The 26,874-nt window shown below is 53.5% G+C and carries 21 protein-coding genes and 2 pseudogenes; 13 read left to right on the top strand and 10 right to left on the bottom strand.

Annotated elements, in window-relative coordinates; translation table 11 throughout:
- Positions 1-567: 567 nt before the first annotated feature.
- The gene (locus V5735_RS20290) at positions 568-2,031 is read right to left on the bottom strand and encodes an amidohydrolase family protein (RefSeq protein WP_423746587.1); all 1,464 of its coding nucleotides are present in this window, start codon (positions 2,029-2,031) and stop codon (positions 568-570) included.
- Complete coding sequence (locus V5735_RS20285; RefSeq protein ID WP_423746586.1) at positions 2,028-3,416, bottom strand: cytochrome P450; 1,389 nt, start codon at positions 3,414-3,416, stop codon at positions 2,028-2,030. The genes V5735_RS20290 and V5735_RS20285 overlap by 4 nt, the downstream gene beginning before the upstream one ends.
- Positions 3,417-3,487: 71 nt before the next feature.
- On the opposite strand from V5735_RS20285, the gene V5735_RS20280 reads away from it, so the two are divergent.
- Both V5735_RS20280 and V5735_RS20275 read left to right on the top strand, forming a co-directional pair.
- Positions 3,488-3,751, top strand: coding sequence for a GbsR/MarR family transcriptional regulator (locus V5735_RS20280; RefSeq protein WP_423746585.1), 264 nt, complete (start codon positions 3,488-3,490; stop codon positions 3,749-3,751).
- Positions 3,752-4,209: 458 nt separating this feature from the next.
- Positions 4,210-4,530, top strand: a pseudogene (locus V5735_RS20275) (lamin tail domain-containing protein).
- 753 nt (positions 4,531-5,283) lie between these two features.
- Here the strand turns inward: V5735_RS20275 and V5735_RS20270 are convergent.
- Positions 5,284-6,567, bottom strand: a complete 1,284-nt coding sequence (locus V5735_RS20270) for a TIGR00341 family protein (protein ID WP_423746584.1) — start codon at positions 6,565-6,567, stop codon at positions 5,284-5,286.
- Positions 6,568-7,197: 630 nt separating this feature from the next.
- Here V5735_RS20270 and V5735_RS20265 point away from each other — a divergent pair.
- Both V5735_RS20265 and V5735_RS20260 read left to right on the top strand, forming a co-directional pair.
- On the top strand, positions 7,198-7,743 hold the full coding sequence (locus tag V5735_RS20265; protein ID WP_423746583.1) for a ferritin: 546 nt from the start codon (positions 7,198-7,200) through the stop codon (positions 7,741-7,743).
- A 421-nt stretch (positions 7,744-8,164) separates the two neighbouring features.
- Positions 8,165-9,022 (top strand): hypothetical protein, encoded by an 858-nt coding sequence (locus V5735_RS20260; RefSeq protein WP_423746582.1) that lies wholly within the window; start codon positions 8,165-8,167, stop codon positions 9,020-9,022.
- A 428-nt stretch (positions 9,023-9,450) separates the two neighbouring features.
- Here the strand turns inward: V5735_RS20260 and V5735_RS20255 are convergent, their stop codons facing one another.
- Positions 9,451-10,032, bottom strand: coding sequence for a DNA polymerase domain-containing protein (locus V5735_RS20255; protein WP_423746581.1), 582 nt, complete (start codon positions 10,030-10,032; stop codon positions 9,451-9,453).
- A gap of 864 nt (positions 10,033-10,896) precedes the next feature.
- Between V5735_RS20255 and V5735_RS20250 the strand changes: the two genes are divergently transcribed.
- Positions 10,897-11,277, top strand: coding sequence for a HalOD1 output domain-containing protein (locus V5735_RS20250; protein ID WP_423746580.1), 381 nt, complete (start codon positions 10,897-10,899; stop codon positions 11,275-11,277).
- Positions 11,278-11,340: 63 nt separating this feature from the next.
- Here V5735_RS20250 and V5735_RS20245 read toward each other — a convergent pair whose 3' ends face one another.
- The gene (locus V5735_RS20245; protein ID WP_423746579.1) at positions 11,341-11,577 is read right to left on the bottom strand and encodes a hypothetical protein; all 237 of its coding nucleotides are present in this window, start codon (positions 11,575-11,577) and stop codon (positions 11,341-11,343) included.
- Between the two features lie 327 nt (positions 11,578-11,904).
- Between V5735_RS20245 and V5735_RS20240 the strand changes: the two genes are divergently transcribed.
- The 6 genes from V5735_RS20240 to V5735_RS20215 all read left to right on the top strand — a co-directional run bounded on the left by V5735_RS20240 (position 11,905) and on the right by V5735_RS20215 (position 17,131).
- Positions 11,905-12,324, top strand: a complete 420-nt coding sequence (locus V5735_RS20240) for a hypothetical protein (RefSeq protein WP_423746578.1) — start codon at positions 11,905-11,907, stop codon at positions 12,322-12,324.
- A gap of 142 nt (positions 12,325-12,466) precedes the next feature.
- Positions 12,467-13,177: a nucleotidyltransferase domain-containing protein gene (locus V5735_RS20235; protein WP_423746577.1), complete on the top strand. Its 711-nt coding sequence runs from the start codon at positions 12,467-12,469 to the stop codon at positions 13,175-13,177.
- Positions 13,170-13,664, top strand: coding sequence for a DNA-binding protein (locus V5735_RS20230; protein WP_423746576.1), 495 nt, complete (start codon positions 13,170-13,172; stop codon positions 13,662-13,664). The genes V5735_RS20235 and V5735_RS20230 overlap by 8 nt, the downstream gene beginning before the upstream one ends.
- A 426-nt stretch (positions 13,665-14,090) precedes the next feature.
- Entirely contained in the window at positions 14,091-15,305 is a 1,215-nt protein-coding gene (locus V5735_RS20225; RefSeq protein ID WP_423746575.1) for an orc1/cdc6 family replication initiation protein, read from the top strand.
- A 577-nt stretch (positions 15,306-15,882) separates the two neighbouring features.
- On the top strand, positions 15,883-16,776 hold the full coding sequence (locus V5735_RS20220; protein ID WP_423746574.1) for a ParA family protein: 894 nt from the start codon (positions 15,883-15,885) through the stop codon (positions 16,774-16,776).
- A complete protein-coding gene (locus V5735_RS20215; RefSeq protein WP_423746573.1) occupies positions 16,736-17,131 on the top strand; it encodes a hypothetical protein in 396 nt (131 codons plus the stop codon). Before V5735_RS20220 ends, V5735_RS20215 begins: the two co-directional genes overlap by 41 nt.
- Positions 17,132-17,434: 303 nt before the next feature.
- On the opposite strand, the gene V5735_RS20210 is transcribed toward V5735_RS20215, so the two are convergent.
- A complete protein-coding gene (locus V5735_RS20210) occupies positions 17,435-17,725 on the bottom strand; it encodes a helix-turn-helix domain-containing protein (RefSeq protein WP_423746729.1) in 291 nt (96 codons plus the stop codon).
- A 472-nt stretch (positions 17,726-18,197) separates the two neighbouring features.
- Here V5735_RS20210 and V5735_RS20205 point away from each other — a divergent pair, with 472 nt between their 5' ends.
- Both V5735_RS20205 and V5735_RS20200 read left to right on the top strand, forming a co-directional pair.
- Entirely contained in the window at positions 18,198-19,517 is a 1,320-nt protein-coding gene (locus tag V5735_RS20205; protein WP_423746572.1) for an MFS transporter, read from the top strand.
- 69 nt (positions 19,518-19,586) lie between these two features.
- Positions 19,587-20,726: pseudogene (locus V5735_RS20200) on the top strand (transposase).
- A gap of 388 nt (positions 20,727-21,114) precedes the next feature.
- Here the strand turns inward: V5735_RS20200 and V5735_RS20195 are convergent.
- From V5735_RS20195 to V5735_RS20180, 4 genes are all read right to left on the bottom strand, one after another.
- Positions 21,115-21,924 (bottom strand): energy-coupling factor transporter transmembrane component T family protein, encoded by an 810-nt coding sequence (locus V5735_RS20195; protein ID WP_423746571.1) that lies wholly within the window; start codon positions 21,922-21,924, stop codon positions 21,115-21,117.
- On the bottom strand, positions 21,921-23,669 hold the full coding sequence (locus V5735_RS20190; RefSeq protein ID WP_423746570.1) for an ABC transporter ATP-binding protein: 1,749 nt from the start codon (positions 23,667-23,669) through the stop codon (positions 21,921-21,923). The genes V5735_RS20195 and V5735_RS20190 overlap by 4 nt, the downstream gene beginning before the upstream one ends.
- A 3-nt stretch (positions 23,670-23,672) precedes the next feature.
- A complete protein-coding gene (locus V5735_RS20185; protein ID WP_423746569.1) occupies positions 23,673-24,527 on the bottom strand; it encodes a hypothetical protein in 855 nt (284 codons plus the stop codon).
- Positions 24,528-24,748: 221 nt separating this feature from the next.
- Entirely contained in the window at positions 24,749-26,650 is a 1,902-nt protein-coding gene (locus V5735_RS20180; RefSeq protein WP_423746568.1) for an archaea-specific SMC-related protein, read from the bottom strand.
- Between the last annotated feature and the right edge of the window lie 224 nt (positions 26,651-26,874).

The raw sequence follows: 26,874 nt of genomic DNA, 5'->3' as shown, positions 1-26,874 counted from the left end.
ACTCTTGCTCGCTGGTTGGGACCGGGAGCTCGTCGACGAGCATACCGGTACCGATATTCCTGACAACGGACTAGACGATTATGAAAATGCTGACAACGGAAAGACAACAAGTGGTACAGTCACAGTCCACCAAAGTAACTCGTTTTAATTTATTTCAGGACGAAAGAAATGAAGTCAAGACTCATGACCTCTCGAGGAACAAATATTGAGTGACCGTTGTGTGGCAAGCATTCTACGCGAGAGTTGTTCTCCGAGTACGAGCGTGATGACTACAATTTTAGAAGAGGACAGTTACGTATTACCGTGAAGAACTCGATGGCAGGGGGATGGACTTGTCTATGTTAGTATTTAATACTAATCATCAATCGCTCTTCGAGAGAGCAAGGAAGACGCACGAATACCTCTCGTATTGGTCGCTCAATTAGACTTTCAAGAAGTCACAACAGAATATAGCTGTGGCTGCAACGTGGTTTCATTTGTTGTACTGATCACAATGGGTGTGACTACTCAACGGGATGATATTGTGAGTTGAAATACTGAGCAAGAGGAGAGGGAATGGAAACACACCTACAATCGAAGTCGATCTTTGACTGACTGGAATGCAAGACGACTCAGCAGGTGAACAGGACCGCATTTCGGCAAGTCATGAACAGTTTCTACAGCACTCGGCGGATCACCCTTACTAATATCAAGGTTCCATCCGGAACTCGCTTCGAAGCGTTCCACAGCCGATTCGACAGACTCCTGAATAGCCGCAGGATCCATTGTCTGGACATCCCTGTCACGCATCACTATATCCCCATTCACGATCACGGACGCTACGTCAGCCGGTGCGGCGTTGTTTACCACCTGGGCAGGGATATTGGTGAGTGGCGTGAATTTGGGCTTGTCCACGTCAAGGAGAATCATATCGGCACGTTTGCCGGGTTCGAGACTACCGATTTCATCTCCGACACCGAGAGCCCGTGCGCCCTCGATGGTAAGCATCCGCACCAACTCCATCGAAGAAAATTGTCCCGCCCCTCGCTCGAGGTTGGCCGCGAGGCGAGTCTGTCGTGCCTCCCCAAACAGACTATACGAATCATGCCAGTAGTGATCGTCAATGCCTATTCCAACGTCGACTCCTGCAGCCCGCAACTCCGGAACAGGCGTCCACTGTGTCTCTCCATCCGGGTTCCAATAACAGAAGACCGAAGGGCAGTGAGCGACGGACGCGTCTGCTGCCGCAACCCGGTGAATATCGTCGTCATCGGCGATTCGGAAATGAGCGGCAATCAGCTGGTTATTTAGTAGACCGACATCCTCGAGGAGGGCGATCGAATCTCCAGCACCATTCGCTCGCGCCATCGTATTACTCTCCTCGAGTTCGAGGAGATGAGTATGGACGGGGAGATCGGGATATTCGGCGGCGAGGTCGGCTGTTCGTTCCCATAACGAGCGAGTACACGACCAATCGTCGTGCGGGCAGATGGTAGCCCGAATTCGCCCGTCGTACGAACCGTGGTACGAATCAATGAACGAACGAGCGCGGGCAAACTGCTCGTCGACAGGTGTGTCCCAAAAGAGGTCCGTGATCACAGGACCGAAGAACCCACGCAGACCGGCGTCACCGAACGTTTCTGCCCCTGTACTCGGACGGATATCCATCGAGTTGACGGTAGTGACACCACCAACGAGGAAATTGAGTGCGGCGAGTTCATAGCCCGCTTCCACGAGATACTCGAAGTCACCCTCACCGAGACGATTAAAGAGTGCGATACCACTGCCCATCATCTCCAACAAGTCAAGATCACTGAACGCGCCGATCAATGGCGTCATTTCGAGATGGGTGTGAGCGTTCACGAGTCCAGGCAGTACGACCATTCCGCCCCCATCGATAACGGCGTCTGCATCGACTAGTTCATCGTCGGCATTCGACGGACGAATCGCCGTAATCCGACCATCATCGACAGCCACTGTTCCCCGTTCGAACAGTCGATTTCGATCATCGACGGTGAGAACGATCGCGTCGTGGATGACGATGTCAGTCATCGTTTGTGCACACGCGTTTGGATGTCCTCAGTCGGTTGAAGCGTCATTTCCATCTGGACCGCTGGATCGGGATCGCTCAGTACTTCAAAGTCGACGCGCTGAGCGATGATCGGAACAATGTGTTTCAGCTCCATCATCGCAAATCGCATTCCAATACAATTGTGTCGCCCGCCACCAAACGGAAAGTACGCGTATTCTGGCCGGTCCGGTCCTGTTTCCTCCTTCCAGCGCTCGGGACGAAATTGCTCCGGATCGATATACCATCGCTCATCTGAGTGAACGACGAATTGGGGCAACAGAATTTTCGTCCCTTCCGGAATGGTATACTTACCAAGCTCTGTGTCCGCGATAGTCTCTCGGAACAACATCGCCGCCGGAGGATAGAGCCGAAGCGCCTCCTTGATAACATGCCCGGTGTAGGTAAGATCTTCAAGATCCGCGGGCGAGGGGAGTGACCCATCGAGAACGTCTTCGACTTCGGTTTCTAACTGATCGCGCTTCTCTGGATGTGTCGCGAGAAGTAACCACGTGAACGTCAGTGCAGTAGCAGTGGTCTCATGTCCAGCAAACAGGAAAGTAAGCATCTGATCGTGGATTTCCGAATCGGACAACGTATAGCCCGCATCACTCTCGGTACTAAGCATGCGGGCAAGCAGGTCATCGTAGTCCGACGGGTTTGCGCGCCGTTTCGCGATCTGCCGACCGACAGTCTCGTCGAACGCATTCATTGTCTCCCGATAGCGATTATTTCCGGGGGTCGGAATCCACGACGGCAGCAGGAGTTCGACCAATCCGAATCCCTGCATGCGAGCGCGATCGTTCAGCGCTTCAGCGGCACGAGGGACGACTGCACCGTGTTCGCGTACATCGAGATCGAACAACGAGTGAGTGAGAACTTCGAGTGTGAGATCCGAGAATTCGTGATTCAGTGTGACCACTTCACCGTCGTCCCACGTCTCAACAGTACGCTCGGTAGACTCAACCATGGCGTCGGCATAGCCCCGGAGACGATCGAGTCCGAACATTGGCTGGAGAAGGTGACGCTGGTTACGCCACTGGTCACCCTCATTGAACGCGAGACCTTCGGGAGCGAAATCATTCCCAACAATCGCCCGTAACTCGTCGAAATTCCATCGTCTGTAGTCATCTTGATCCGTGATAAGAACGTCTTCAATGTGTTCGGGATGAAACAGCGTAACAGCGCGTATCTTTGGGAATTTACAACGGACGACGTCTCCGTACTCTCGTAATTCTTCGAAGAAGTCCATTGGCTGTCTGATACAGCTGAGTGTATTACCGAGGACTGGAAGCCCTTCAGGCCCTGGTGGCTGTCGCTTCGGAGTATCCCATGCGACAGAATCCTCGGAGAGATTGAAATTCACCATGGTCCTAAATTCTGCCTGTCGTGAATATACTAACCGTAATGATTTAGTATTTTCGGCATTTACCGAATATAGTGAATGGTACTACTGGTGATCAGGATATCAATGTGATTGAAGATGCGCGTGAAGAGGTAGTCGAAGCAATGGCACAAAGCGCCGATATCTACGGTTTGAAACGGAGCTACGGCCGTCTCTATGGAATTCTCTTCTTCGCTGATGAACCGCTTTCGTTAGATGAACTCGTAGACGAATCTGAATATGCGAAGTCAACAGTGAGCACTGCGATGCAAAAGATGAACCGCCTTCACCTTGGTACATCGACGCTCGATCCCTGGTGAGGGGAAAAGAGTCTTCTACGAGGCAGAAACGGATCTTTGGCACGTTCTTCAGGAAGTTCTCCAACACGAGGTACAACGTGAGATTGATATTATGATGCGCACACTGGACAGTGCCGAGACACGCTTAGAAGAAGTCGACGATAAGGGTGCGCAAGCTGATCTGGAGAAGATTCGTTCACTTCGGAGACTGTACGTCCGGAGTGAGCGCGTGGTCGAATTTCTCACGAGCAATTCGATAGATCGCCTTGGAGAGTTCATTGACCGACTACGACGCACCGAATAGTCGAGCCACAATGAGTTCGCGTCGGTCGTACATCGAATAGCTGAGTTAAGTAACGAATCTGGTTTCAAAAGCCTCGAATGCAGGCCGTCAGCTCTTCGAGACGGTCCAGCGGTCGGCCCAGAACACCGAACAGAATGCGTGGACCTGTCGAAATGTTGGTAGCGGTGGTGCGTCTGTGAGTATTTCCCAGATTCACGAGGATGCAGCGGGGAACGACAACGATAATCTGAACGACGAATACGTCGTTTTCGAAAATACTGGTTCCACATCGATCGATCTCTCCGGGTGGACCGTTACGGACGAATCGGGGTAGACGTACACGTTCTCAAGTCTGACGCTCAGTCCAGGCCAGACGGTAACGCTTCATTCGGGGAGCGGATCAGACACGAGTAGCGATGTCTTCTGGGGCCGCTCGACTGCCGTATGGAACAACGGCGGTGACACCGTTTCGATCTCCGATAGCAGTGGGGCATCAGTAGCCACAAAAGCGTACTGACGTACCATCTTCTTCCCATTCAAGACCCACTTCATTCACGATATTTCACAGTACCCTGATCGATTCGATCGGCAGATTTGGAAACACTCGTCGTGGCTTTAACTACCTAACGTCGAACTCGGTCGAGTAGACCTCACTCAGTCGTCAGTGGAAACGGGTGATGTAGACGCTGACCCCGCTTTATCTTCCTGCGAGAAGTAGGAGACCAACGCCGGGGCGCTGACGTTGTGCCAGATGCTGAACAAAGCCGGAAAGCGCGCCACGGCGAGATCGCTGTTTTGTAATCCGACATCGAACATGCAGGTACGAACTCGATCGCCGCTCATTCGGCACTCATACACTCACCGTTCTTTCTCGACTTTCTCTTCGGAGGAGTGATCCTCGTCACGTCGTCTAGGCAAGTGTCGCGTGCAGTCGGAATCACTTTTCTTTCGCACTTGGTCGTCGTTACGTTCACCAACGCGGGGATCATGTGGCTCTATCCACTGAGTATTCGCTACTTTTCATCCGAGATCTCCATCCACAGCTAGACCGGAGATGTCGTTATTTGGGCGTGTCACTCGGCCGCATCCGATGGAACGGAACACTCAGCGCGTCCACTGTCTCGCGCTGAATAGACAAGAGCGAGTTTGTGAGCGGTCTCTCATTATTAGTTCGCACAGCAGGATGTGAACGTCCATTTGCCGTCGCCTCGTCTGAGAATCGACAGGAGGTCATCTTGAACCGCATCAGGAGGTATCGGTGTATCCCATGTCAGGTCGAATGTTGTCCACGCACGAACTCGATATGTACGATAATCTCTTCTCCGGTCGTTTTTGTCAGACGTTCATCGATCTGAGTTGCGATATTAGACGGTATTTGTGCGTTCGGCCCGTGCGACACGACAACAGTCACTTCAGCGGGATGGTCGAGAAGAACCTCATCGATGTCATAGTCGACGGTGGCATGCTCAAACTCCAAGTCACCGAATTGGCCACTGTCGAACATCGCCTTAGTTTCTGCGTTTGCCTCGGTCTCTACAGTTCCAACTCCGAATGACGCCCAAGTGACAACACTGAGGACTATCGACAGCAGGACGAGGCCAGAAAGGACGGTCGCAATTCGGATGCGAACTGCCTGTTGAGCACGTATTGCATGCTTTCCCTTCTCGGGACGATATCCTGCGAGCCACAACAGAATGAGTGCCGAGAGGTTGATAGCGAGTAGATTCACCAGCACGAGAACGCCAGCAGTGAGGATGACACCAGGATGTCCCCACGCGAGACCGAGGCCCGCAGTGGCGGCAGGAGGGATAAGTGCTACTGCGATGGCCACCCCGACGAGTGACGACCCAGCACCCCGGATAACGCTCACAGCGCCGGCGACGCCCGATCCAAGCGCCAGAAAGAGCGAGAGAAAATTCGGCGAGGTTCGTTCGAGAACTTGTGGAATCGTTCGAATATCGACCGGTGGGAGGAAAACTGTCTCTTTCAACAGTAAACCGAGGATTGCAGCAGTCACGACCGCAGCGAGCAGACCGGTTACCTGAAGTCGCACACCTCGTGATGTCATATCGGAGTCCGCGAGAACGGCCCCGACACTGGCCGAAATAGCCGGTCCCATGAGCGGTGCGATGACCATCGCACCGATAATGGTTGCCGCTGAATTGAGAAGCAAGCCGGTCGTCGCAATCAAGGTGCTCACTACAAGGAAGATGAAAAACGTCGAAGACGCAGGAGCGAGATCCTCGGCACGTGCGATAAGTTCATCGCGCGAGATACGGTGCCCCTGATAACGGTTCTTGAGTGATTTGATACGTTCGGAGACCACCGTCTCCGTCGGCACAACGATTGTATAGGAACTCTCCTTTACACCTGCCGAATAGAGGCTATCGAGCACTGGTTCGACACCAGAGTCGGGGACTGGAAAAGAAACCAGTGCTTCAAATTTACCGCGACCTGTCTCCTCCCAGACGGCATAATCGATCCCTTCCTCATCGAGTGCCTCAAGAATATCTGCTCGATCACCTTTCGGAATAAGCACTTGAACGAGACGCATACAGATGATACGTGCTATTAGATACTTATCAGTACCCAGACTTATATTCAGTGCCACTTCCTAGGTTGGATTTCTTTCAAAAAAGTAGAATTTAGCCGGTGGATGGGAATATCACCCATTTTTCGACATCCTACTTTAGATTTCTCGACCTGGTCGTACGAGCGATCGTTGTCAGCGAGCGGTTTTTACCACCGCACTACCGGACAATCCCAAAGGGGTGGGAGATGATTCAGATCCACTCAGCTGACGCAGTTATACACAAATCAACGACAGTCAACGCCGTCAAAGATACCTAACAGCCACGCCGAGCGCACAATCGGGGACGGTGAAGATCACATCGAGATCACGCTCGGGGCCCTCTCTCTATTACAACGGTATAATCGATTATCCTCACTAACAACAGTCGAGGACGGCTTGACTGAGAACGTGTTGAAGCGGACCAAGCTGACAAGTCAGTATTCTGATATCTCCCTATGATCATCTATCAGGGATGCTGTGCCAGATACAGAGGGCGTAGTCAGTATCTCCAGTACTGCACATACCCATCAACCATCCATCACATACTTCGAATAGGATTTGGTTTCGTTGACCCCAACAATGATGCCATGGCCAAGCGTTAACCTAGACGCTATGCTCAAAGATTCGCTCGAGGAGGCATTGAACGAACAGATCAACGCTGAACTCTACTCGGAGTACTTGTACCTCTCGATGGCGGCCTACTACGAGGATGAAGGTCTGCCCGGGTTCGCATCGTGGATGCGGGCCCAGGCCGACGAGGAGCGTGCTCACGCGATGCGAATTTATGACTTCGTCATCGAGCGCGACGGACGAGTTACTCTGGATACTATTGACAGTCCGCCAAAGGAGTGGTCCAGTCCGTCTGACGCCTTCGAGGCAGCCTACGAACACGAGGTCGAAATAACCGGGATGATCAATGACCTCGTCGCACTCGCCCGTGAAGAGAACGACAACGCGACCGAGAACATGCTCCAGTGGTTCGTTGCAGAGCAGGTCGAGGAGGAGGCGACAGCACAGGGCGTTCTGGATAAACTCAAGCACGTTGGTGACGACGGTCCCGGTCTCCTGATGGTTGATCAGGAACTCGGCCAGCGCGGTGGCGCCGAAGGGGACTCGGGCGGAAATGAAGCGTCCACATCTGAGCCCATGGGCGAGTAGTCAGAGACAGTGGCGTTGAACTTCCTATCGTCACATGATGAATAAGCGCGTTCTATTCAGCAGTAGCTGATCGAACTACCAGCACTCAGCTAAGACTGGGCTACCGAATAGGAAATATGCAGCAGGCCAACTATCTGGTTGGAGATGAAGTGAGGAGTCGTCATTTCTCCGCAAGGACGACTTCGGGCATGTCATATGGCCCGTCGACCAGCGACCAGTGGGGTCCATAGAATCGAGCCGCAAAGCGCATGCTACCGTCGGGGGCTGGTAGCCAGTTTTGCACCTTCTCGGGGTTGTCCGGTTTCTCGTGTTTTACGTGAACCGTCTTGGGGTCAAGCCCCGAGGCACTCGGCCTGGCCCGCCTGTAGAGTGCGAACTGCCACACCGAACCATTATATCAATTCGGCTGAATTTAGTACATATGTCTGCATGGGAGGACAACCGCGACAATCACCTGCAGTGGCAGCTCACTCTTGAGCAGCTCAGATACCTCCCACTCCGATGCTGGTGCACGATTGTCAGTATGAAGCCGTGGCACTGGGTACTGTTGGTCGGTGCACCATCCGGGCTCGCTCTCGCAGCATACCCGTTCGTCGGCAAACCAGCCCTGTACGCCTCCCTTTTCCTCGCGTTTATCTACTTCCTCATGGTCTGGTTTCGAGCAGGTGGGGAGAGCGCAACGCACTATGTACTGAACCACGACCAAGAACGTATTGCAATCGCCCTCCCAAACATTGACTACCAGCAGAATGCAGTAGCCGCCGCGATTGTTGGCGACAATCCAGGAATTGAACTTGAAGAAGTGGAGCGACTTCGTCCGTATCCGATCCCCGGCCATGTAGTCGTGGATGTGGTCTACCACAATACGAATTATACCGATCCAGACAGCTTTGTTATACCATATGAGGACTATGAGCGGGTCCGCTCAGAACTCACACAATATGGTTTGTCTCTCCCAGCAGTCACTGCATTGTATGACGCCTCTCATCGTCGCACTCGATGGATTCGTCACTTCATGGTTGGATGGACAACTATCGTTGTGATCGGAATTCCGCTTATCCTTCCAACGTTGGTACCAATCGATCCATCACTGTATGGTGGGGCATTTCTGATGATATCCGGAATCGCAGCGAACATTTTTGTCAAACGGTTGGGCGATGTGCCTGATGGACAGGATTTGAATGCCCGGATTAAACGAGGAGCGATTCGAATGGTAGCAAGCGCAATTGGCATCACGCTTGCAATAGTGGCAGTGAGACTCTTTACGCAAGTTATTTGATCTTCGCTATCGACATCTTGGATCAGGATTGATGGCGGTATACAAATATTACCTAAAAGACACTAAACTCGACTCGGTATACTGCCCTAGCTCCCGTTCAATATCCGATTCTCGCCATCCCAGCGGTGACACCACACTCGCTGCCGCCCGTACCAACAACTCCCGATAAAACCCGGTATCATACTCGTCCAACTCCTCACTCGCCAACTGCACCCGCTCTCGCGAGTCCTTCGAATCGTCGACCACAACATACGATACACTCTGACCAGGGGCACGCGTCAACCCAACTCAGCCGCTCGCTCTAATGCCGCCACACTCCGCGTCGATTGCGTGTAGTCCTCCCGCTTTTTCGAAACCCGATTCGTGATTACCAACTCATACGGATCGACCGCTCCCCGATCAAGCCGATCCACCCACGACCCGCTTTCTCAAACCGCCTCTGGACCACGATACGCATCCACCGCTCGAATCAACGCTTTCTGCGCGTCGTCGATATACGAGGGCGAGCTTCGCTGGCGACACTCGATGCCCCGATACTTGTACTCGTCTTCGCCAGCGACCTTTCCGAAGTACTTCGTCAAGGCACCAGCATCCAAATCACGTAATGGCACGAACGCTATCCAGTCGTAGTGGGCTTCATGCTCAAGCCAAATCGCCACCTCCTCGGGAATTTCCGAGACAAGCTTAGACAGAGACGTTTGTTCTTCTCCTTCGATTGGCGTCACCCACACACTATCGACGATGCCATGCACAATCCGCCACCCATGCTCCTTGAGTACTGCTTTTGTCTCTAACAGAATCTCCCGAGCATACGCGTTGATCGCTTCGTGGCACTCAATTCGCCCGAACTTCGCGTTCGAAAAGCCCTGGTAGCCGAAACACGAGACCAATATCCATTTGATCGCACTCGATCGGCCTTCTAACTCGTCGCGACGCTCTTCATCCTCAGTCTCCCGTATCTCGGCTTTGATCGCATCCCATCCAGATTCGATGTGGCTACTCTGCATCATTGCAGGTAATCATAACTACCGAGAGTCCCTTAGGCAAGCCCGAGTCACTTCCAAATATTCCAATACCGGAAAGACCGCTGTCAACATGTACAGACAGCGCCACCTGCTGACTCCCATAATGAAGGGAAAACAAGAGTGATACTAACGGTGGTTCTGACCGGATGATACCACCGTGAGATCGGTGCAACGCATTCGACTCAGACCAAGCATGATCGGCTAGATAGGAGTCTACTTCATACGCGAAATCCGGGCGACATGGAGCCACTTGTGGAGAAATCGACTCAGTGAATTGATCGAAAATAATACTATGAGTAATCAGATTAGTTCCTCGGAGATCGATAGATGCTGCCGAAGCGATTTGCACTGGCTATCGCATCAAAACGTGCATCAATTCGACTCCAAAACAACCGGATCATATTGAGTAATCCCCCTCAATTTGTCTGTTTCCGATTCATGCTTCCGAAAGCCAGGGGTCCATTACAACCAGAATTGGATGAACTATCGAAGATCCCATCAGCGAAAGGGAGGATGGCGGCAGTTCGGGGTGCAACTCACAGACAGCCCCTCATGAAAGATGTCTCTGGGTGATGGCACCAGACAGTGTGGCTCTGTTATGGACTGTGTGAGTGCATGTGAATCAACGGCCAGGAACCTAAAAGAAATACTGGAAGCACAAAATTTGATTTTAGTTTTGAGTGGCTGGTATCAGTGTCAAACAAGAGACAGAGAAGCGAAACGAGTCGAACAACGACAGCAAGACGGCCCAAAATTAACTCAAACAATCCGAATTGAGATTGAACGAAATAAACGGCGGGGAGTACTTAATGAATTGTAGACAGTATCGAACATACCCAGAGTACCACAATGACCCTAGAAACGACCACCTGGTTTGGCTCTGCCGTCGATGCTTCTGGCCCGAGTCTATCATCCCAATACGCATTAGTCGCATCCAAGACGATTGACCCCGAAGCATCGCGTCCGGAGATTGTTACCGGCGTTATCGACGTGCTCATGGACGTGATTGAACCGACAGTGGGCCAGACCACGCTCTCGCTGTACGAATACGTGAATCCAGATGCGCTCGAAGAGATCATCGAAGCAAGTGCATCGAAAAAGAGTGACATTGAGGTGCGATTCACGATCGAGGACTATCTCGTCACGGTTCGGAGCGACTACACCATTCTCATCTACAAACCGATCGGGACACAACGCGATACTGGTAAAACCCCATGCCCGACTAGCTGATCAACGAAATCGTTCCATACTTCGAGGTAGTAACCACGCTTTCTTCTCTCGAGACCGACTTCGCTATTCAGACCCGTAATCCGTGAGCCGGAGCTTCCCCTCAACCTCGTAGAGATGACCTTTCATGTAGAGTCGTTCGATGATATCCTCGGCAGATGGTCGTCCAAGATCCTCTTCATCGTCCAAAATCGAATAGGCCTGCTCGTAGGTGAGCTCGCGCTCTTCTGGGAGACGTCTCGCAAGCGCATCAAGCGCGTCTTGGGCGAGTGGGGAGAGTGGCGACTTCCCATTTGGAACCATTCGTACTCTCCAATTCATCTACCGCACAGGTAAACCCTCGGTCGGTGTCTGTTCGAGCCACTATTAGTGTGGTGTAGTAAGGGGAATAAGCAGCCGATGTGGGTGTATGGGTTGGGATGAGTACGAGAGTTCACATCGTCTGCTGGGTTACGCTAACTGCACTCAACACTTGGTACCCGACGGATAAAGTCTTCAGCCAACCACAGCGGAAGTGAAACTGAAGACACGTGAGGGGGTTCACAACTCCAGCGATTCTCACCAACAAGTCTGAACCGAGCGCATCTCCCAAGGTGAACACTCTTGGGTTAGTATCTCATACTAACCACAATGCCCAACAAAATCAAACGCTCCGGCGATGGTCTCGCTCTCCAGGTCACAAAGCCTGCCCGAGCCGCTGGACTTGTAGAAGAGACTGACGACGAAATAACCCGCCTTGCCAACATTCGCGTGTTCGCATTCGACGGTCTCCTCCTCGTTATCGACATCGACCGCATCACCGACGAGAACATCGTCGAACTCGCGACGTCAGCCGCGCTCGATACCGTCTCAATCCACCGAGTCGCAAACGCTTCACTCCAAATAGCGGGCAATGGATACCAGGTGCAACTCCCCAGTGCTGCAGATGCAGGATTTCACGTCGGTGATCAAGCGCCCTGTACGCCAGCGCCGAATCTGCTCGTGATTGCAGCTGAAGAATCGGGACGAGTGGCGGCAGATATAGTGACGATTCGGAAAGAGCAGATCTGAAAGTGGTTTTCGCAAGTTAGTATCTGATACTAACTCTCGCAACCATGCGTGCTGATTGCGACCATCACCCCAGCAATTCTCATACACCTATTCAAATCGCATACGTATAAAGTTTTTATAGTAGTGGTTACATAGGGTATCTATGGAGAGCGAAAGTAACCAACACGCGGCATCAACGGGAGGTGAAGAAACATCTGCAGCGACGATACAGGTTCCAGTGCCAGCAAGCAACCCGAATCTCTATCGACACAAAGCAACAGATAAATTGCTTCAATTTTTAATCGATCGTCCTTTCAAGGAGTACACGATCCGAACACTTGCATCCATGGTGGACGTCACACATCGGACCGTCGGAAAAGCAGTCGACGTGCTCGCAGCAAATGACCTCGTCCACATTCGACAGGAAGGAAACAAGAAACTCGTCAGTATCAATCGAGAACGGGTGATGATTCCAGATAATCCGTTGCTCCGTATCCCACAGGCAGAATTCCACGCACCGGTACGAGCTGCTGTCGAGACACTCAATGAAGACCTCGATGAGGTGCTCGGAATTCTCGTCTACGGAAGTGTCGCACGTGGTGAAGCGGATCGACAAAGCGACATTGATCTCTGGGTGCTGGTCCGCGAACACCGGGGCCGCAACCAACGACGTGCAGCTCAAATCAGTAAAGAACTCGCATCGGAGCAAATCAATGGCGAACGATACGACTTTCATATCGTTGTTGAATCCCCGGCGTCTGTACCCGCCCATACAGAAGATATCGCTGAAACCGTCGTGTCTGGGATCACACTTTCCAAGACCGAAGAGTTCGAGAAATTCCAATCGATAATGGAGGGTCTAGTCGATGAGTGACGATCCGAAGGTGGTCACAGATGTACTCGAAGAGGCCCATCGGTCTTTTGAGCGAGGTGGAACGCCGGAAGAAGGACTTGCCGAACTGACCGAAGAGGAAGCACAGCTCAAGAAGGCATGCCGTCTGATTGCCGCTGCACAAACCCTTCAAGATAAAAATGGTTACCACACAGCGGTCGTCGAACTCGCGTTTGGGGCGATCGAACGCTCATTCGAATTCTATGCTATCGCGATGAGCGACGATGCAGTCCATGATTTCATGGACCACGAATACGCGTACCAACGAGCGTTTGAACTGGGAGTAATCAGCGACGATTTGAAAGAGGACTTCCAAGCATTGTACAACGAGAACCGAGCGGCGTCGTACTATTCAGGGCGGGCAGTTACCGCCGAGCAGGCGGATGCAATGCTTGAACTTGCGATAACGATACATGCGTTCCTGCGGGATAATCAACGAGATCATTTTAACTGCCTTTGTAAGAATTGAAATCCTCTTGTGCCTGAAAACGTAGGAATTTCGTCCGCGGTTAGGATAATAGTCTTGTCTCTAACCACGTACCGATCAATCGTCACTGCTTAATTGTCGTGAATATATGGAAACCAAAACATAACCCCCACACCCCACTATGTCCAGTGTCTTCACAGACGAAGAACGAGTAACTGCAACGGTTTGCCAAAAATTTACTAGAGTAGCTCTACTCCTTTTCCCCGATATCTATCATTCGGAGTTATTGAATATGGGAGAGTATAAACTTTTCCATCGTTTATAGTTGTTCGCAGAACCACCTAACGGCTTTTCATCGAGACACTGGACATAGTGGGGTGTGTGGGTCCCATGAAAAATCGGACAGCGGACACACGAGACACAGTAGACACGGTGGTTTTATTACCCTATCTAACGAGACTTGGTTCAATGGGGCTGTTCGAGCCAGATACGAACATCTATCGTGACCGGGATATCCTCCGTGAGGATTATCAACCCGAGAAAATCGTGGGCCGTGATGAGGAATTGCAACAGTATATCTCTGCTCTCCAGCCCGTGATTAATGGTGACCAGCCATCGAACATCTTTCTCTACGGAAAAGCAGGCGTGGGTAAGACGGCCTGTACCGGATATCTTCTTTCAGAACTTCAGTCGGACGCGGAAGAGTACGATGTCGATATCACAACGATTCGGACAAACTGCGAAGACCTTTCCACGAGCTACCAAGTGGCGATTCAACTGATTAACGAAATCCGTCCCTCTGAAGAACACGTCACAACTGGGTACTCAAAGCGCCAAATTTACGAAATGCTCTGGGAGGAACTTGATAAGGTCGGCAATACAGTAATTATCGTCCTTGACGAAGTCGACCACATTGATGACGATTCTATCCTCTATCAAATCCCTCGCGCAAGGGCCAACAAGAACCTTACAGAAGCAAAGGTCGGTATCATCGGAATATCAAACGATTTCAAATTCCGCGAAGGACTCTCGTCAAAGGTTCAATCGAGCCTCTGTGAAAAGGAACTCCAATTTCCAGCGTACGAGGCAGCTGAACTCCGTGACATCCTTCGACAGCGGGCTGATATCGCATTCCACAAAGACGTCGTTCCAGATGCTGTCATTGCGAAATGTGCTGCATACGGTGCAAAGGACGCCGGTGACGCTCGGCAGAGCCTTGATCTTCTGATGGAAACGGGTGATATAGCCGTTGAACACCAGGCTGAACAACTCACTGAAGCACATGTTGATGAGGCACGTGACTCACTTGAGAAAAGCCGCGTTGTTGAGGGAGTTAACGGGCTTACTCATCAGGGCCAACTCGTTCTCTACGCACTTTTGATTCTAAATGAGGAAGGGAAAACTCCTACGCGCGCTCGAGATGTTCAACCACAATATGAGCTGGTTTGCGAGCGCGCCGCTGTTGATCCACTTGTCCCGCGTCGAATGCGTGACCATCTTGGTGAGTTAGCTATGCTTGGAATCGCGAGCCGTACGGAGCGGAACAAAGGGGAAGCAGGCGGACGGTACTACGAGTATAGCCTCGATACGAGTCCAGAGCTTCTTTTAGAAGCACTCGAAGAGACAGTAGACATCGTAGGTAAAACCGAATCAATCCAACAACGGTTCGGTGATCAAGTCTGATATAGTCACCCCACTCTGTCCACTGTCTTGCGTCCGTCAGACACTGGACGTAGTGGGGTGTTTGCTAAAGAAGACACTGGACATAATGGGGTGTGCGGGAAGATTGAGCTTGATGGGTTGTCCTCTATCATGTAGTGTGTAGTGAACCGCCTCGGGGTCAAGCCCCGAGGCACTCGGCCTGCTCCGCCTGTAGATCAACAATAGAGGCAGATCTTTTTCCCTGTCTCTGAGTATTAGTATCTAATACTAACTTTGGTTTGGGCGCTTCAACCAACTCCCCAGACTCGGTGAGTCAGATATTCCTCAAACTGATTAGGTTCGACAGTTATCTGTAGTGCATAGGTATTCGATTGAAACTCTCCTACCTCTCCGATATCCTCAAACAATATCTGTATGTAGAATATGTATATTGTATTTGTATACTCTGTAGAGGTGCGAGCCTATGATCGTTACCTATTGACCATCTTCTAGAGCCACACAGATCACTCCCATCCAAGTCGATACATACGGTTGCATTTCTATTTCCTATTGTCTGACGCACCTTTTTGTATGTTGTATATGTATACAGCAAATGCATATGGTCACTGTATCGAGCAACCGGATACTACGTGCTGCAACCTATGTTGAAAAAGGCGGAGTTGGAAAGACGACTACGTCCGCACACGTGGCTGTTGCAGCTGCACGGGAGCATGATCTTGACGTGCTCCTCATAGACTTAGCCGGGAAACAAAACGACTTGTCCACTCACTTTGGGATGAACGATAAGGTCGAGGATATCGATGCTCCTATCTCCGCTATTTTTGGCGAAGATTGGGAATTCATTCGAGACAATATCCCAGAGGTCGTCGATCGCATGGTCTATGATACGGGAGAAGGTATTGACCTTATTCCTGCAGATCCCGGACTCGGTGGTGCAGATAATAATCTTGCAAACGTTCCTGTCGAGGAGCGTTTTTCGAAGCTAGATGAGTTCATCACCGAAGACCTGACCGATCGTTATGATTTCGTTTTGCTCGATCTGCCGGGCAAAGAGGACAACATTGCATTGAACGGGTTGTTCGCCGCCAGAAACGTCATTGCCCCACTCAAACCTGGTGCGTTCGAACGAAACCAGCTAGACAATCTTCGCGACGATCTTGATGACCTTCGCAAAGAACATCCAATTGATCCACAGCTTGCGATGGTCATTCCGACGATGGTGAAGAGCTCAACGAACCTATCAAAGGAATTTGTTGCTGAACTCCAAGAGGCATATCCTGATCAGGCGGCCCCCGTTCCTGTCCCGAATTCACAGGATATCTCGAAGAAGCAAAACGAAGGACGCACACTCTTTGCTGCCTCTGAAGATGAACTGTACAATACAGGGCAGCGTGTGCTAAACGCGTATCGAGAGAACACCACCGAACTCCTTAACCGACTCACAGAGACCAATGAGCCAAGACAAAGCAGAAAAGCTCCTCCAGAGCAGTAAGAACCAGAAGCGTTCAACGTCCGAACCGTCTCAGGCCGACGAGACTGTCGAATTAACGCAGACAGTTCAGGAAGCCTATGAAGCAATTGACAACGGTGACGCTAGTTCGAATATCACTGTTCGAGATACGAATCTCGCTGCACTGTTTCACGGACTCGAGAAGTCTGGGGAACTCGAAAATGTTGCAACAGATGCACGTAGTGCACTCGACCGAGAAAACGATTCCAATGTGAACCGAAGCCAGACGCTAGGGGATCTCATTCGACTCGGGTTGCAAGAAGTAGCTCCAAATACTGTTGATCAAGCGATGAAGGCGAAAAAAGAATACCTCCTGTCTAAAGAAGACGAATTCTGATCGCTTTGTTTCCCATTCTAATTGCGCAATATAAATCTATATCTTGACTATGCATGCTGTATATGTATACTAAAATCGCATATTGAATATGCATGCTAAATATCAGCTGCTGGTTCACACTCTCTGCCAGAGGGTTATGTAGTCTGAATCATTCTTCACTGGCCTGAATACTGCATTCGTATATTGTATCTGTCTGCTGTATACGCTTCTTGGCATCTGTCGATGCAAATCTGAATTTCAAATGGTTCTTCTGCGTTTGTATACAGTATCTGTATTCTGTATTCGTGTTCAGTATCTACCCGTTCACTCTGAAGAAAGCCGAGATAATTGGAATATCACTGCTTCCGTCCAACTGTTTAACTCTTGGCGTAGCCACTCTTCCATCTCCGGGAGTGGTTGAGCAACATGCAGATACTTGACCCCACCACTACTGACAGTGCGGGGATACCGAGTGACCAACTCCTGTTCGTATAGCGGTTGCAGTTGCTTCCCAATCGTACTCTGATCACGATCGAGAATTTTCGCGATTTCAGCTATTGTGCTGTGTGGATAATCAAGGACGGTGAGGTATACACGAAATGCTGCTTTATGGATTCCACAGACTAGAAGTTGAGACTAGCGTTCCCAATGCATGAGTGAAATCGGCGCAATTGTACTCAGTCGACACATATAAACAACCGAACTACGTGATTTAACTCAACCCCTTCCTATGGCCCCCTCAGCTGCTCGTCCGTTTATTCCTCTTGTTGCGATAGTCGCGACCGCGTAGCGACCGCCGCATAGCAGCAGCACTCGGGTCGCCTCATCTCACTACGGGTTCCGTAGTCGCACTTCCTCAACAATGAACACTATCCCAAATGCAGACACTCGCTGGGTCTCTGATCTACAGCGGTCAGAAACCCACTCGAAAGCCGATCGACTCGCATCTCGAACTAGTACCGCTTGACAAACCGCGAACAGTCGTTTCTCGCTACGTTCTGAGCAGTTCGCTCGACCCGCCAAACCGTGAGATCTCGTTCGAAGTTATTGGTAGCCGGAGGACAAGTACCTCACTGGAGGTGGGAACATGAGCCAGCAACAGGAGGTAGCGGAGGCCACGAACGCAGATACGTCGTCTCTCCGGAACAACTTCGACTTCCTCCGCCTGCTGTTCGGGCGATTCGTCACGAACGCTGGCGATAGTCTCTATACGATTGCTGGCACTTGGCTGGTCTACGACCTCACTGGGTCGAGTTTCTACACGGGTTTGGCGAGCGCGTTGCTTCTTTTGCCGCCAGCACTGCAGTTCGTGTCCGGACCGCTCGTCGACCGCTGGCCACTCATCCGAACCCTCGTGTGGACGCAACTCATCCAAGCCGCCCTCATTTTATCGATACCTGTCGCGGCCTACTTCGACCATCTTTCCGTTGGGCTGATTCTGGTGACGATTCCGCTCCTCTCGTTCCTGAACCAGTTCGTCTACCCCGCTCAGAACGCGGCGCTCCCTCAGATCGTCGCGAAGAGTCAACTCACACGCGCTAACTCGGCGTTTTCGTTCGCCAACCAAGGAACGAACATGGTGTTCGACGCACTCGGTGGACTCCTCATCGCCGTAATTGGCGCTGTCTCTCTATTCGTGCTTGACTCGATCACGTTTGTGGTCGCAGTCCTCTCGTTCGTCGGTGTCAGGATTTCCGAACGCTCCGATACAGGCGACCAAGCAGCTGAAATCGACGTTGCCGGATACCTCTCTGATCTCGGGGATGGAGTTCAGTGGCTCCGGGGGACAGTGTTCACCGAGATGATGCTCACCACGGCGGTCACCAACTTCGGGACGGGTATCATGCTCGCCGTACTACCAGGATTCGCAGCCGTTCGTGGCGGGTCGATACTCTATGGTGCACTGCTCGGAGCGATTGGTGCAGGTGGCCTTATTGGTGCGTTGATTGCGTCTCGATTGACTCACATCAGGTACGGCTTCATCCGAATCATCGGGCTCGGAGCTGGATTCTTCCTATGGGTTGGTGCGGTCTACTCTCCGTGGCCAGCGCTTACAGTTGCCTTGTTCGCGATAACTGGAATACCCATCGGCGTTACGAACGTGATGGGTCAGACACTCATTCAAACAGTTACCCCCGAGGACCTCCTCGGCAGAGTGACGTCCGTCGATGCGAGCGTTTCCACACTCACGGTGCCGATCGGCTCATTTCTCGGTGGAATCATGGGAAGTCTGGTCGGTGTCGTTACGACGATGGCCGTGGCTGCACTGAGCTTCGCATTCGTCAGCTGCTACTTTGCGATTCGTCCACGCTTGCGGTCTCTTCCGGCGATGGACGATATCGACCAAGGTGATTTTGGAATCCGTAGAGGGTCATCAGTATCGACACTGTCGGAGGGTCCCGACTGAGGTCCGTATGCTGCTCGCTTCCTCTCTCGGAATGAGCGGAGTGCAGACGGACGGCACTGTGGCGCAAGGATGACTGGTGATCATCAGCGAGTGTCGTTTTGTGATAGCAACGGTGTAGCACCAACTCAAGCATCTCTACGTGAGGTATTTCGAGAAATCGCTGGGACTTCGTACTATGAGTGGCCAGCCTACGATGCGACTCCACTGTACGATAGGTGTTCGCTTGGTGGGCTCGAAGAAGACATCCGAACCGTCGCGAGGGTCTGGTTCAAGCACGATGCTCACGAGTCGGTTGAGGACTTCGTATGCTGCCTCCCACTGACGTATGCCGAGTTCGAAGCTCACGACCGCTATGCTGGAACGACTCGCTACGAAATGGTACAATTGGTCCGAGCCTTTTTGCTGAAGGAACTCCACGGCTGGGAGCACGAAAGCCAGCTCACCGAGTACCTCAACGAGTATTCGTCAGCTCGAAAGCGCCTCAACTTCGAGAGCGTGCCCGACCAGTCGACGCTGTAGCGAACGTGGCACCGCCGTTTCGCATCCGAGCTCAGAGAGACGATCGAAACAGCGGCGAGGAGTATCCTCATTCAGGCGGACAGGGCTGGCGTTTCTGTCCCCCACCAGCCACCGGAGCGGTCGTCCCCAAGAGAACAATCCAACGGCGAAGCACCTACTCAGCAGGAGATACTCGATCGTGCCGAAGACATTACAGAGCAGGTGAGTGGGATCGTCCACCCAGCGTTCTCATTGGGTCGTAGCGAGGGTTGTGAGATTCACCAGAATGCGTTTTGGGAGCTCCAGGCCTACCTCGGGCTGCACGAAAATCTCGCAGCTAACGAGGGCGCACGCGGTTTTCTCTACGAGTCAAATCGGGAACGGACACCACTTGGACACAATCACCGAGCGCACCGATTATCGTCAGTATTCGGTGTTTATGACAAATGGTGATCCCAGTCTGTTGCGAGAGTATGAATACCGGTGGGAAATCGAGGTGGGTATAAGAGCCTCAAATGGTTCATGGCTGCGACGACGTCAAAGAACTTTATCTTGCGATTCTTCTACTTCGCATTCGCGTGCTTGTTGTATTCGATGTGGCGTGCTGTTGATCTGCTGGTGCAGATCGACGTGACCGGCGAGTACAAGCGGTCACCAGTTGTGACCGCAAACACGGTCCTTACATTGTTGAAGCAAACTGGGATCGGGTAGAACAGATTTTGAGCCAATAAACGCCAGGTGATCAGCGGCAGCGCTGATCCGGCTGGTCACTAGTTCGGGGAAGAGTTAGAATAGTAATCAAAATCGATCTCTGGACCTCAATTTGAAGCGCTTTCAGCAGGTACATTGGTTAATATCGTGCATTCTGGGGTCGCTCTTGCCTGTGTAGTCTCAACTTGCGGAGGACAAGAGTAGTTGAGACTGCTTATCTCAATGCATATGGCGTGAGCGAGCGACCCAGATATCTACTAAGTAACAGTCCTACTCATTGGGGAATCAGTTGTCCAAACATAATGGAGGCTACCCCCGAGGTTTGATAATAACTCTCTGACAGCTTTGAATCGAATCTGGAAGAATAGGGGTACGGCTGGGACTGAGATTAGAGCAAACGTGCAATTCCGGCGACGACGACGAGTGAACCGACGAAAAACCCGACATCGGCGGGTCGAATCTTCATCTCTGCCAGCCGGAGGTCGGTACTCGCCTCGTCCGCAAGCGAGTGTGAGAAGCCGCGGGCCTCCATAGCCTCGACCGTGACGCGACTCCGCTTGGCCACGTTGAAGATCATCGGGTAGAACGCACGCATCGACAGTTTCAGTAGATAGACGTAATGGCGCCACCGGAATCGGCCCGGCGAATCCGGTGCGTCACTACGCAACCGGAACGAGTTCACCAGATCGTGATACTCCTCGAACAGCACCGGTAGCATCCGGTAGCCATAGGTGATGAGGAAGGTGAACTGCCGGGGGATACCGAGACTCCTGAGCCCCTGCGCGAGCGTCTTCGGACTCATGCTCGAGAACACTGCCAGGCTCGACACCGAAATAATCGTCAGCTTCAGCGTGAAGGGTAGTAGGGCCTGGATCGCTGCGACGGGATCCCCCGTGAAGACGGTCACCACGGCATACGATGCCAGCGTCGAGGCGACGGTGAACGTCATCAGTCCGACGAGGAAGAGACTCACCCGCGAGAGGACCGCCAATGCCGATACGAACGCCAACAGCCCGAGAAGGACGGTCGTGTCGTAGAACAGCCACGGAACGAACAGGAAGACGGCGTACCAGAGCAACAGGACGCGCGGGTCCAGCCGGTGGAGAAACGAGCCCTCGTTCTCATAGGCCGTTCGGAGCAGATCGGTCTTGATCGCCTCGACCGACGTGGCTTCACGGAGACTGTCAAGGGCCGTCATCGATGACCCTCACGAGTCGCCGGCGGTTTATCAGTGGGAGCAGCCCCTGCCGCGTCAAGACGGTCCACGAACGTATCGACCGTCAGCGGCGCGGGATCGAGCCTGAGTTCCGTTCCGAGACGAGTCACCTGCGGTGGCCGGAGGTTCGCTCGGTCGAGGATGTCGAGATCGGCGAACACCTCACTGGGTGGGCCGTCGGCGATCACGCTGCCCCCGTCGAGGACGACAATCCGTGTTCCCCACGACGCGGCGAGTTCGAGATCGTGGGTCGCGATGGCGACGGTCTCGACCCGCTCGCCGGCCCGCTCGATGGTCTGGTCGACTTCTTCTCGACTCGCGAGGTCGAGACTTCCGGTCGGTTCATCCAGCAAGACGATGGACGGATCGGTCGCCAGGCCGATCGCCAGCGAGGCGCGCCGCTGCTGGCCGACACTGAGTAAGCGTCCGTCCCGATCCTGGAACGCCGTCAAATCGAGGAATTCGATGACTTCGTCGACGCGCTCCTCCACGTCAGGGTACCCCCTCTCGGAGAGGTAGTGCGCCACATCGGCACGGACACTATCGTTGATGAACATCTCCTCAGGGTTTTGCTTGACGTAGACGACCTCCTCGGCCAGTTGTTCCGGTAACACGGCGTCGGTGTCCGTACCGTCGACGGTGACGGTCCCGGCGTCGGGCGTCTCTAACCCCGTGATCAGCTGTAGAAGCGTCGATTTGCCGGCCCCGTTACTGCCGACGAGTACGACGCGGTCGTCGGGATACAGATCCAGCGAAAGACCGTTGAGGACCTGTTTGGTCCCGCTCCGGAGCGTCCCGTACGAGTGAGACACGTCGTCAAAGGAGACGACGGGATCCATTTGCTGGCTCAATTCGGTCTTTGTGTCCGGTTCACCACCTGCCGTTGTTGCTCGGTCGGTAAACCAGTCGAGGCCATCGGCGAACGTCACGGGCAGGTCTGCTTCGTCACCGAAGACCTGCTCTGCAATCCGGGTGATCTGTGGTGGATGGACGTCTTGTGCTCGCAGATCCGAGAGTTGGTTGAGCGCCTTCTCAACGGGGAGCTTCCAGCTCACGGCCCCGTCTTCGACGAGGACCACGCTGTCACAGTACTCAGCGATGAACTCGGTCTGGTGCTCGATCGTGACAACCGTCTTCCCGTGCGCGTCGTTGAGGCGTGCCAGATGGTCGTACGTCTCCCGGGCGTTGACTGGGTCGAGTTGTGCCGCTGGCTCGTCGACGACTAGGATGTCGGGGTCGAGCGATAGCGCTGCTGCCAGCGCGACCAAGTGTTTCTGTCCGCCGGACAGCTCCCAGACGAATCGGTCTTCGAACCCGTCCAGATCCAGCAGATTCAGCGTCTGATGGACCCGTTCGCGGTAGTCTTCTTTCCTGTAGTTCAGTGGGGCGAACGCGACCTCGTCGAACACCGTCGGACTGACCAGTTGGTTGTCGAACTCTTGGAACACGTATCCCACGTGTCGAGACAGCTCCGAGACGGAACTCGACGGGACCTCGTGTCCGGCGACGGTCACACGACCGCGCAGATCACCCTCATAGAAGTGCGGGATAATGCCGTTAAACGACTTGCACAGCGTCGTCTTACCCGAGCCGTTGCCGCCGATGACGGCGACAAACTCGCCGGGATCGATCGTGAGGTCGGCTCCGGACAGCACGTCGTTGTCGGCGCCTGGGTACCGGAAGTGCAGATCCTCGACGGTGATTCGGGAGTCATGGGTCGTCGACATGGGTTAGGCGCTCTGGGTCGCCCGGTACCAGACGGTGATGGCGACGATCACCGAGACGGCGATTGGGACCACGATGTACTCTTGTCCGTACGTCGCGAGGAACTCCGGCTCCCAGACCACGTTGATCGCGCCACCGATTTCGCTGGCCGCCTCGGCAACGAACGCCAGCGGGAAGGCGACGAGGATCGCGACCAGAGCCTTGAACGGGAAGTCACGGAGCATCGACGCACCCCGTTCGCCCTCGAACGGCTCCATCCCGAGCAGGGGTTCGATCTTGCCGTGGAGTTTGGGATAGAGGTACAGCGCCGGAATGACGCCGAAGATGATCCCGGTGATCAACATCTGTGTGAGGAAGTCGACGCCTTCGAGGACGAGGATGCTCTCTGGGAGACCTGGCACCGCTTCGAGTTTCTCAACCCCCACGTACACCTTCCCGATGTCGATGAACATGGCGAAGAATTCTTCGAGCGCCTCGGCGAGAAACACTACGATGGCCAACTGCGTGGTGTTCTCCGGATCCTGCAACAATTTGGCCGCGAAGTAGTAACAGACCGGGATCAACAACAGCCCCTCCATTGCTCCGAGGCCGTCGAACTCGCCCAGCAGTATCTCACCGAACACGATTTCGCCGACGGGGACGGCCAGTGCCGCCCAGTAGGTCCGGAACAGAAGAACCAGGACGATGGGGATGAAGACGAAGCCACCCACCCCCAGTTCGAGCGGCCCGAAGGTGAATTCCGGCATTATTTCGGTGACGGCGTTTTGCACACCCGTGAGGGACATGACGAGGATGAACACCATCATGTCCTGTTTGTCGAGTGCGAATCGACTCTCCGTATCGCCTGTTAGTGTACTCATGCTGCACGAGGGAAGATAGCAATACTGTATTTAATCGCTTATAATATTGGTATTAAATAATATGGTGGGTGCATATTTGAACGTAGTACTATACAGTGGTCTATACTGGGTGGAGGCGGCTGGGAACGCTCGCAATTGGACTGTGTCCCACTCGTCGGGAGCGTCGTGTCGGTGACAAGTCTCCAGCGGTTGATTTGTCGGATCGGAGGGAGATGGCCCGATTAGATGTCACGGATCCGCTGGTAGAAATCGGGGAGCGCCCGCGCGTCCTCGGAGAGGAGTGCGACGACGAGGTAGTCAGTGTAGGGACGGACGTAGTTGATGAGTCGCTTGATCCGGATGGCGTCGACGGCTTCGAGCGAGTCGAGCAGGAGGAAGGGGACGGACTCGTACACGTCGTGGATCAGGTAGCCCGCGAAGGCGAACACGAGTCCCGTCACTTCGCGTTCGGACTCGCTGAGGTGGTCGATGATGTCCTCGTAGGTCGTCCCGTCATCGGTCCGGCGCTCGATGTGTAGCACAAACCGACCCGTCGGAAGCTCCGACGTATCCGCCGACTCCTCGTGCTGGCGCTCGATCCAGATCCGCGAGAGCTTCGTGTATTCGAGGATACCAAGTACCTGCGCCATGTGTTCGTTGAACTCCGCAACCGCGTTGCGCTCGATCTCACCGATCCGTCCACGGAGGTCCTCTATCCGCGACTCGATCTCCTGCTGTCGGTCCTGCAGTTCGTCTCGGAGATCGAGTTCGGTCTCGATCTCGTCGATCTCCGAGACGATCGTTTCGAGGTCATCCCTTCGCTGTTCGAGTTCGAACTCAAGCCGGTTCATGTCTCGATGTGCGTCCAGCAGGTCCGCCTGATCGGCGGTCGTCAGTGGTTCAATGGCTGACTCTATCTCTTCAATCTCCGCCTTGAGCATCTCCTCGCGCTCTTTAAGCGAGTCGACTCGTGTCTCACGTTCGACCTGCTCGCGTTCGATGGCGTCCAGTTCCGCCTCAAGTTCAGATCGCTGCCGCTGTATCTCTTCGAGTTCGGAGCGTCGCGTTCGCAGCGTCTCGATACGGTCGGTCGCCTCCGCCCGCGCCTCACGTCGCTCGTCACGTAGCGTCCGCAGGTGCTCGACCGTTCGCTCGATGTCGACTCTCTCAACCGTGGACCCACACGTCCAGCAAACGACTTCGTCGTCGTCAACCTCGGATGTAGAGTCCTCACGGGTCACAAGCGTCGCCTCCTCACCGTCGAGCAACCGTTCGTTGAACTGGATGGTCCGCTGGATATCCGTGATCTCGGTGTCGAGTGCGTCCTTTCGTCCACGGAGGTCCTCCAGTTCGTCTTCCACGTCGCTGAGTTCGGCGGCCGGTGCTTCCGGGTACGATTCCAGTTCGGAGTGGATCTCGGTAGCGTCGTCTTCCAGCGCCGCGACCGATTCCCGCTCGGCGTCGAGTTCGAACCGGACGTCTTCGAGGTCGGTGTTCAACTCCCGGAGCCGTTCGAGTCGGTCGTCGGGATCGCCCTCTTGCTCCGTCCTTTCGTCGCGAATTCGATTGACTACCCCACGGTGTTCTTCGAGGGATTCTTCCAGATCCGCGATCGTGGCTTCGAGGTCGAAGCGACGCTCCCGGAGCTCCGGGAACTCCGATTCGAGCGTCGAGAGCTCCGCGATTCGGGTTTCGAGTGTCCGATGTTCCGAGCGAAGGTCCGAGATTTCCTCGTGAACGGCGTCGATGTCCACCGACCGCATGATGAGGTCGCGGAGATCGGTTTCGTTCGCCACCGCTCGGCGGGCATCGTTGGACTCGAGGAGGAACGCGAACAGATCCGCCGATGTCGGATCGTCCAGGAACGGGTCGCCACTCAACTCGATGCCGTTCTCCGTCCGTCTGAGAGTGCGGGTGTAGGTTTCGTCGCCGATGGTCAGACTGGCCTGCCCCTCCGTCGCATCACCCTTCAGTGAGACGGCCTCGCTCCCAAGCGCTCCCATGAGTGCTTGCAGGAGTGAGGTCCGGTTGGTCGCGTTCCGGCCCGTGAGGATCGACACGCCGGGAGTCAACTCCACCGTCGTCGAATCGATCCCCCCGATCCGGTCGACGACGAGTCGCGCCGGCCCGTTCGACGAAGACATACCCGACGCTGGGTCCTCCGTCGCAAAAACTGTTGATATCCATCATCGAACTCGTTACACGCATAATCCTGTTACAGGTTTTGACGGAATCGTGAGCTCCTGCGATAGCGAAATGGGTGCCTTGCTGGGCTTGCGACTGGGGTCCTCAACAATCTGGTCCACCACAGCAAGGAAGATACACTCTCCTTCTGAACTGATATCCTGTTACAATCGTATACTCGTTA

The organism is Haladaptatus sp. SPP-AMP-3 (assembly GCF_049568665.1).
Lineage (GTDB): Archaea > Halobacteriota > Halobacteria > Halobacteriales > Haladaptataceae > Haladaptatus > Haladaptatus paucihalophilus.
Note: the sequence above shows the minus strand (reverse complement) of the source record. Positions and strands in the feature narration are given on the sequence as shown.

Excerpts from the sequence above, each read along its gene's own strand:
- V5735_RS20260 (WP_423746582.1), top strand. The coding sequence starts at position 8,165 with ATGTCTGCATGGGAGGACAACCGCGACAATCACCTGCAGTGGCAGCTC.
- V5735_RS20245 (WP_423746579.1), bottom strand. The coding sequence starts at position 11,577 with ATGGTTCCAAATGGGAAGTCGCCACTCTCCCCACTCGCCCAAGACGCG.
- V5735_RS20195 (WP_423746571.1), bottom strand. The coding sequence starts at position 21,924 with ATGACGGCCCTTGACAGTCTCCGTGAAGCCACGTCGGTCGAGGCGATC.
- V5735_RS20190 (WP_423746570.1), bottom strand. The coding sequence starts at position 23,669 with ATGTCGACGACCCATGACTCCCGAATCACCGTCGAGGATCTGCACTTC.
- V5735_RS20290 (WP_423746587.1), bottom strand. The coding sequence starts at position 2,031 with ATGACTGACATCGTCATCCACGACGCGATCGTTCTCACCGTCGATGAT.
- V5735_RS20220 (WP_423746574.1), top strand. The coding sequence starts at position 15,883 with ATGGTCACTGTATCGAGCAACCGGATACTACGTGCTGCAACCTATGTT.
- V5735_RS20270 (WP_423746584.1), bottom strand. The coding sequence starts at position 6,567 with ATGCGTCTCGTTCAAGTGCTTATTCCGAAAGGTGATCGAGCAGATATT.
- V5735_RS20230 (WP_423746576.1), top strand. The coding sequence starts at position 13,170 with ATGAGTGACGATCCGAAGGTGGTCACAGATGTACTCGAAGAGGCCCAT.
- V5735_RS20185 (WP_423746569.1), bottom strand. The coding sequence starts at position 24,527 with ATGAGTACACTAACAGGCGATACGGAGAGTCGATTCGCACTCGACAAA.
- V5735_RS20240 (WP_423746578.1), top strand. The coding sequence starts at position 11,905 with ATGCCCAACAAAATCAAACGCTCCGGCGATGGTCTCGCTCTCCAGGTC.
- V5735_RS20180 (WP_423746568.1), bottom strand. The coding sequence starts at position 26,650 with ATGTCTTCGTCGAACGGGCCGGCGCGACTCGTCGTCGACCGGATCGGG.
- V5735_RS20285 (WP_423746586.1), bottom strand. The coding sequence starts at position 3,416 with ATGGTGAATTTCAATCTCTCCGAGGATTCTGTCGCATGGGATACTCCG.
- V5735_RS20235 (WP_423746577.1), top strand. The coding sequence starts at position 12,467 with ATGGAGAGCGAAAGTAACCAACACGCGGCATCAACGGGAGGTGAAGAA.
- V5735_RS20225 (WP_423746575.1), top strand. The coding sequence starts at position 14,091 with ATGGGGCTGTTCGAGCCAGATACGAACATCTATCGTGACCGGGATATC.
- V5735_RS20250 (WP_423746580.1), top strand. The coding sequence starts at position 10,897 with ATGACCCTAGAAACGACCACCTGGTTTGGCTCTGCCGTCGATGCTTCT.
- V5735_RS20215 (WP_423746573.1), top strand. The coding sequence starts at position 16,736 with ATGAGCCAAGACAAAGCAGAAAAGCTCCTCCAGAGCAGTAAGAACCAG.
- V5735_RS20205 (WP_423746572.1), top strand. The coding sequence starts at position 18,198 with ATGAGCCAGCAACAGGAGGTAGCGGAGGCCACGAACGCAGATACGTCG.
- V5735_RS20255 (WP_423746581.1), bottom strand. The coding sequence starts at position 10,032 with ATGATGCAGAGTAGCCACATCGAATCTGGATGGGATGCGATCAAAGCC.
- V5735_RS20265 (WP_423746583.1), top strand. The coding sequence starts at position 7,198 with ATGCTCAAAGATTCGCTCGAGGAGGCATTGAACGAACAGATCAACGCT.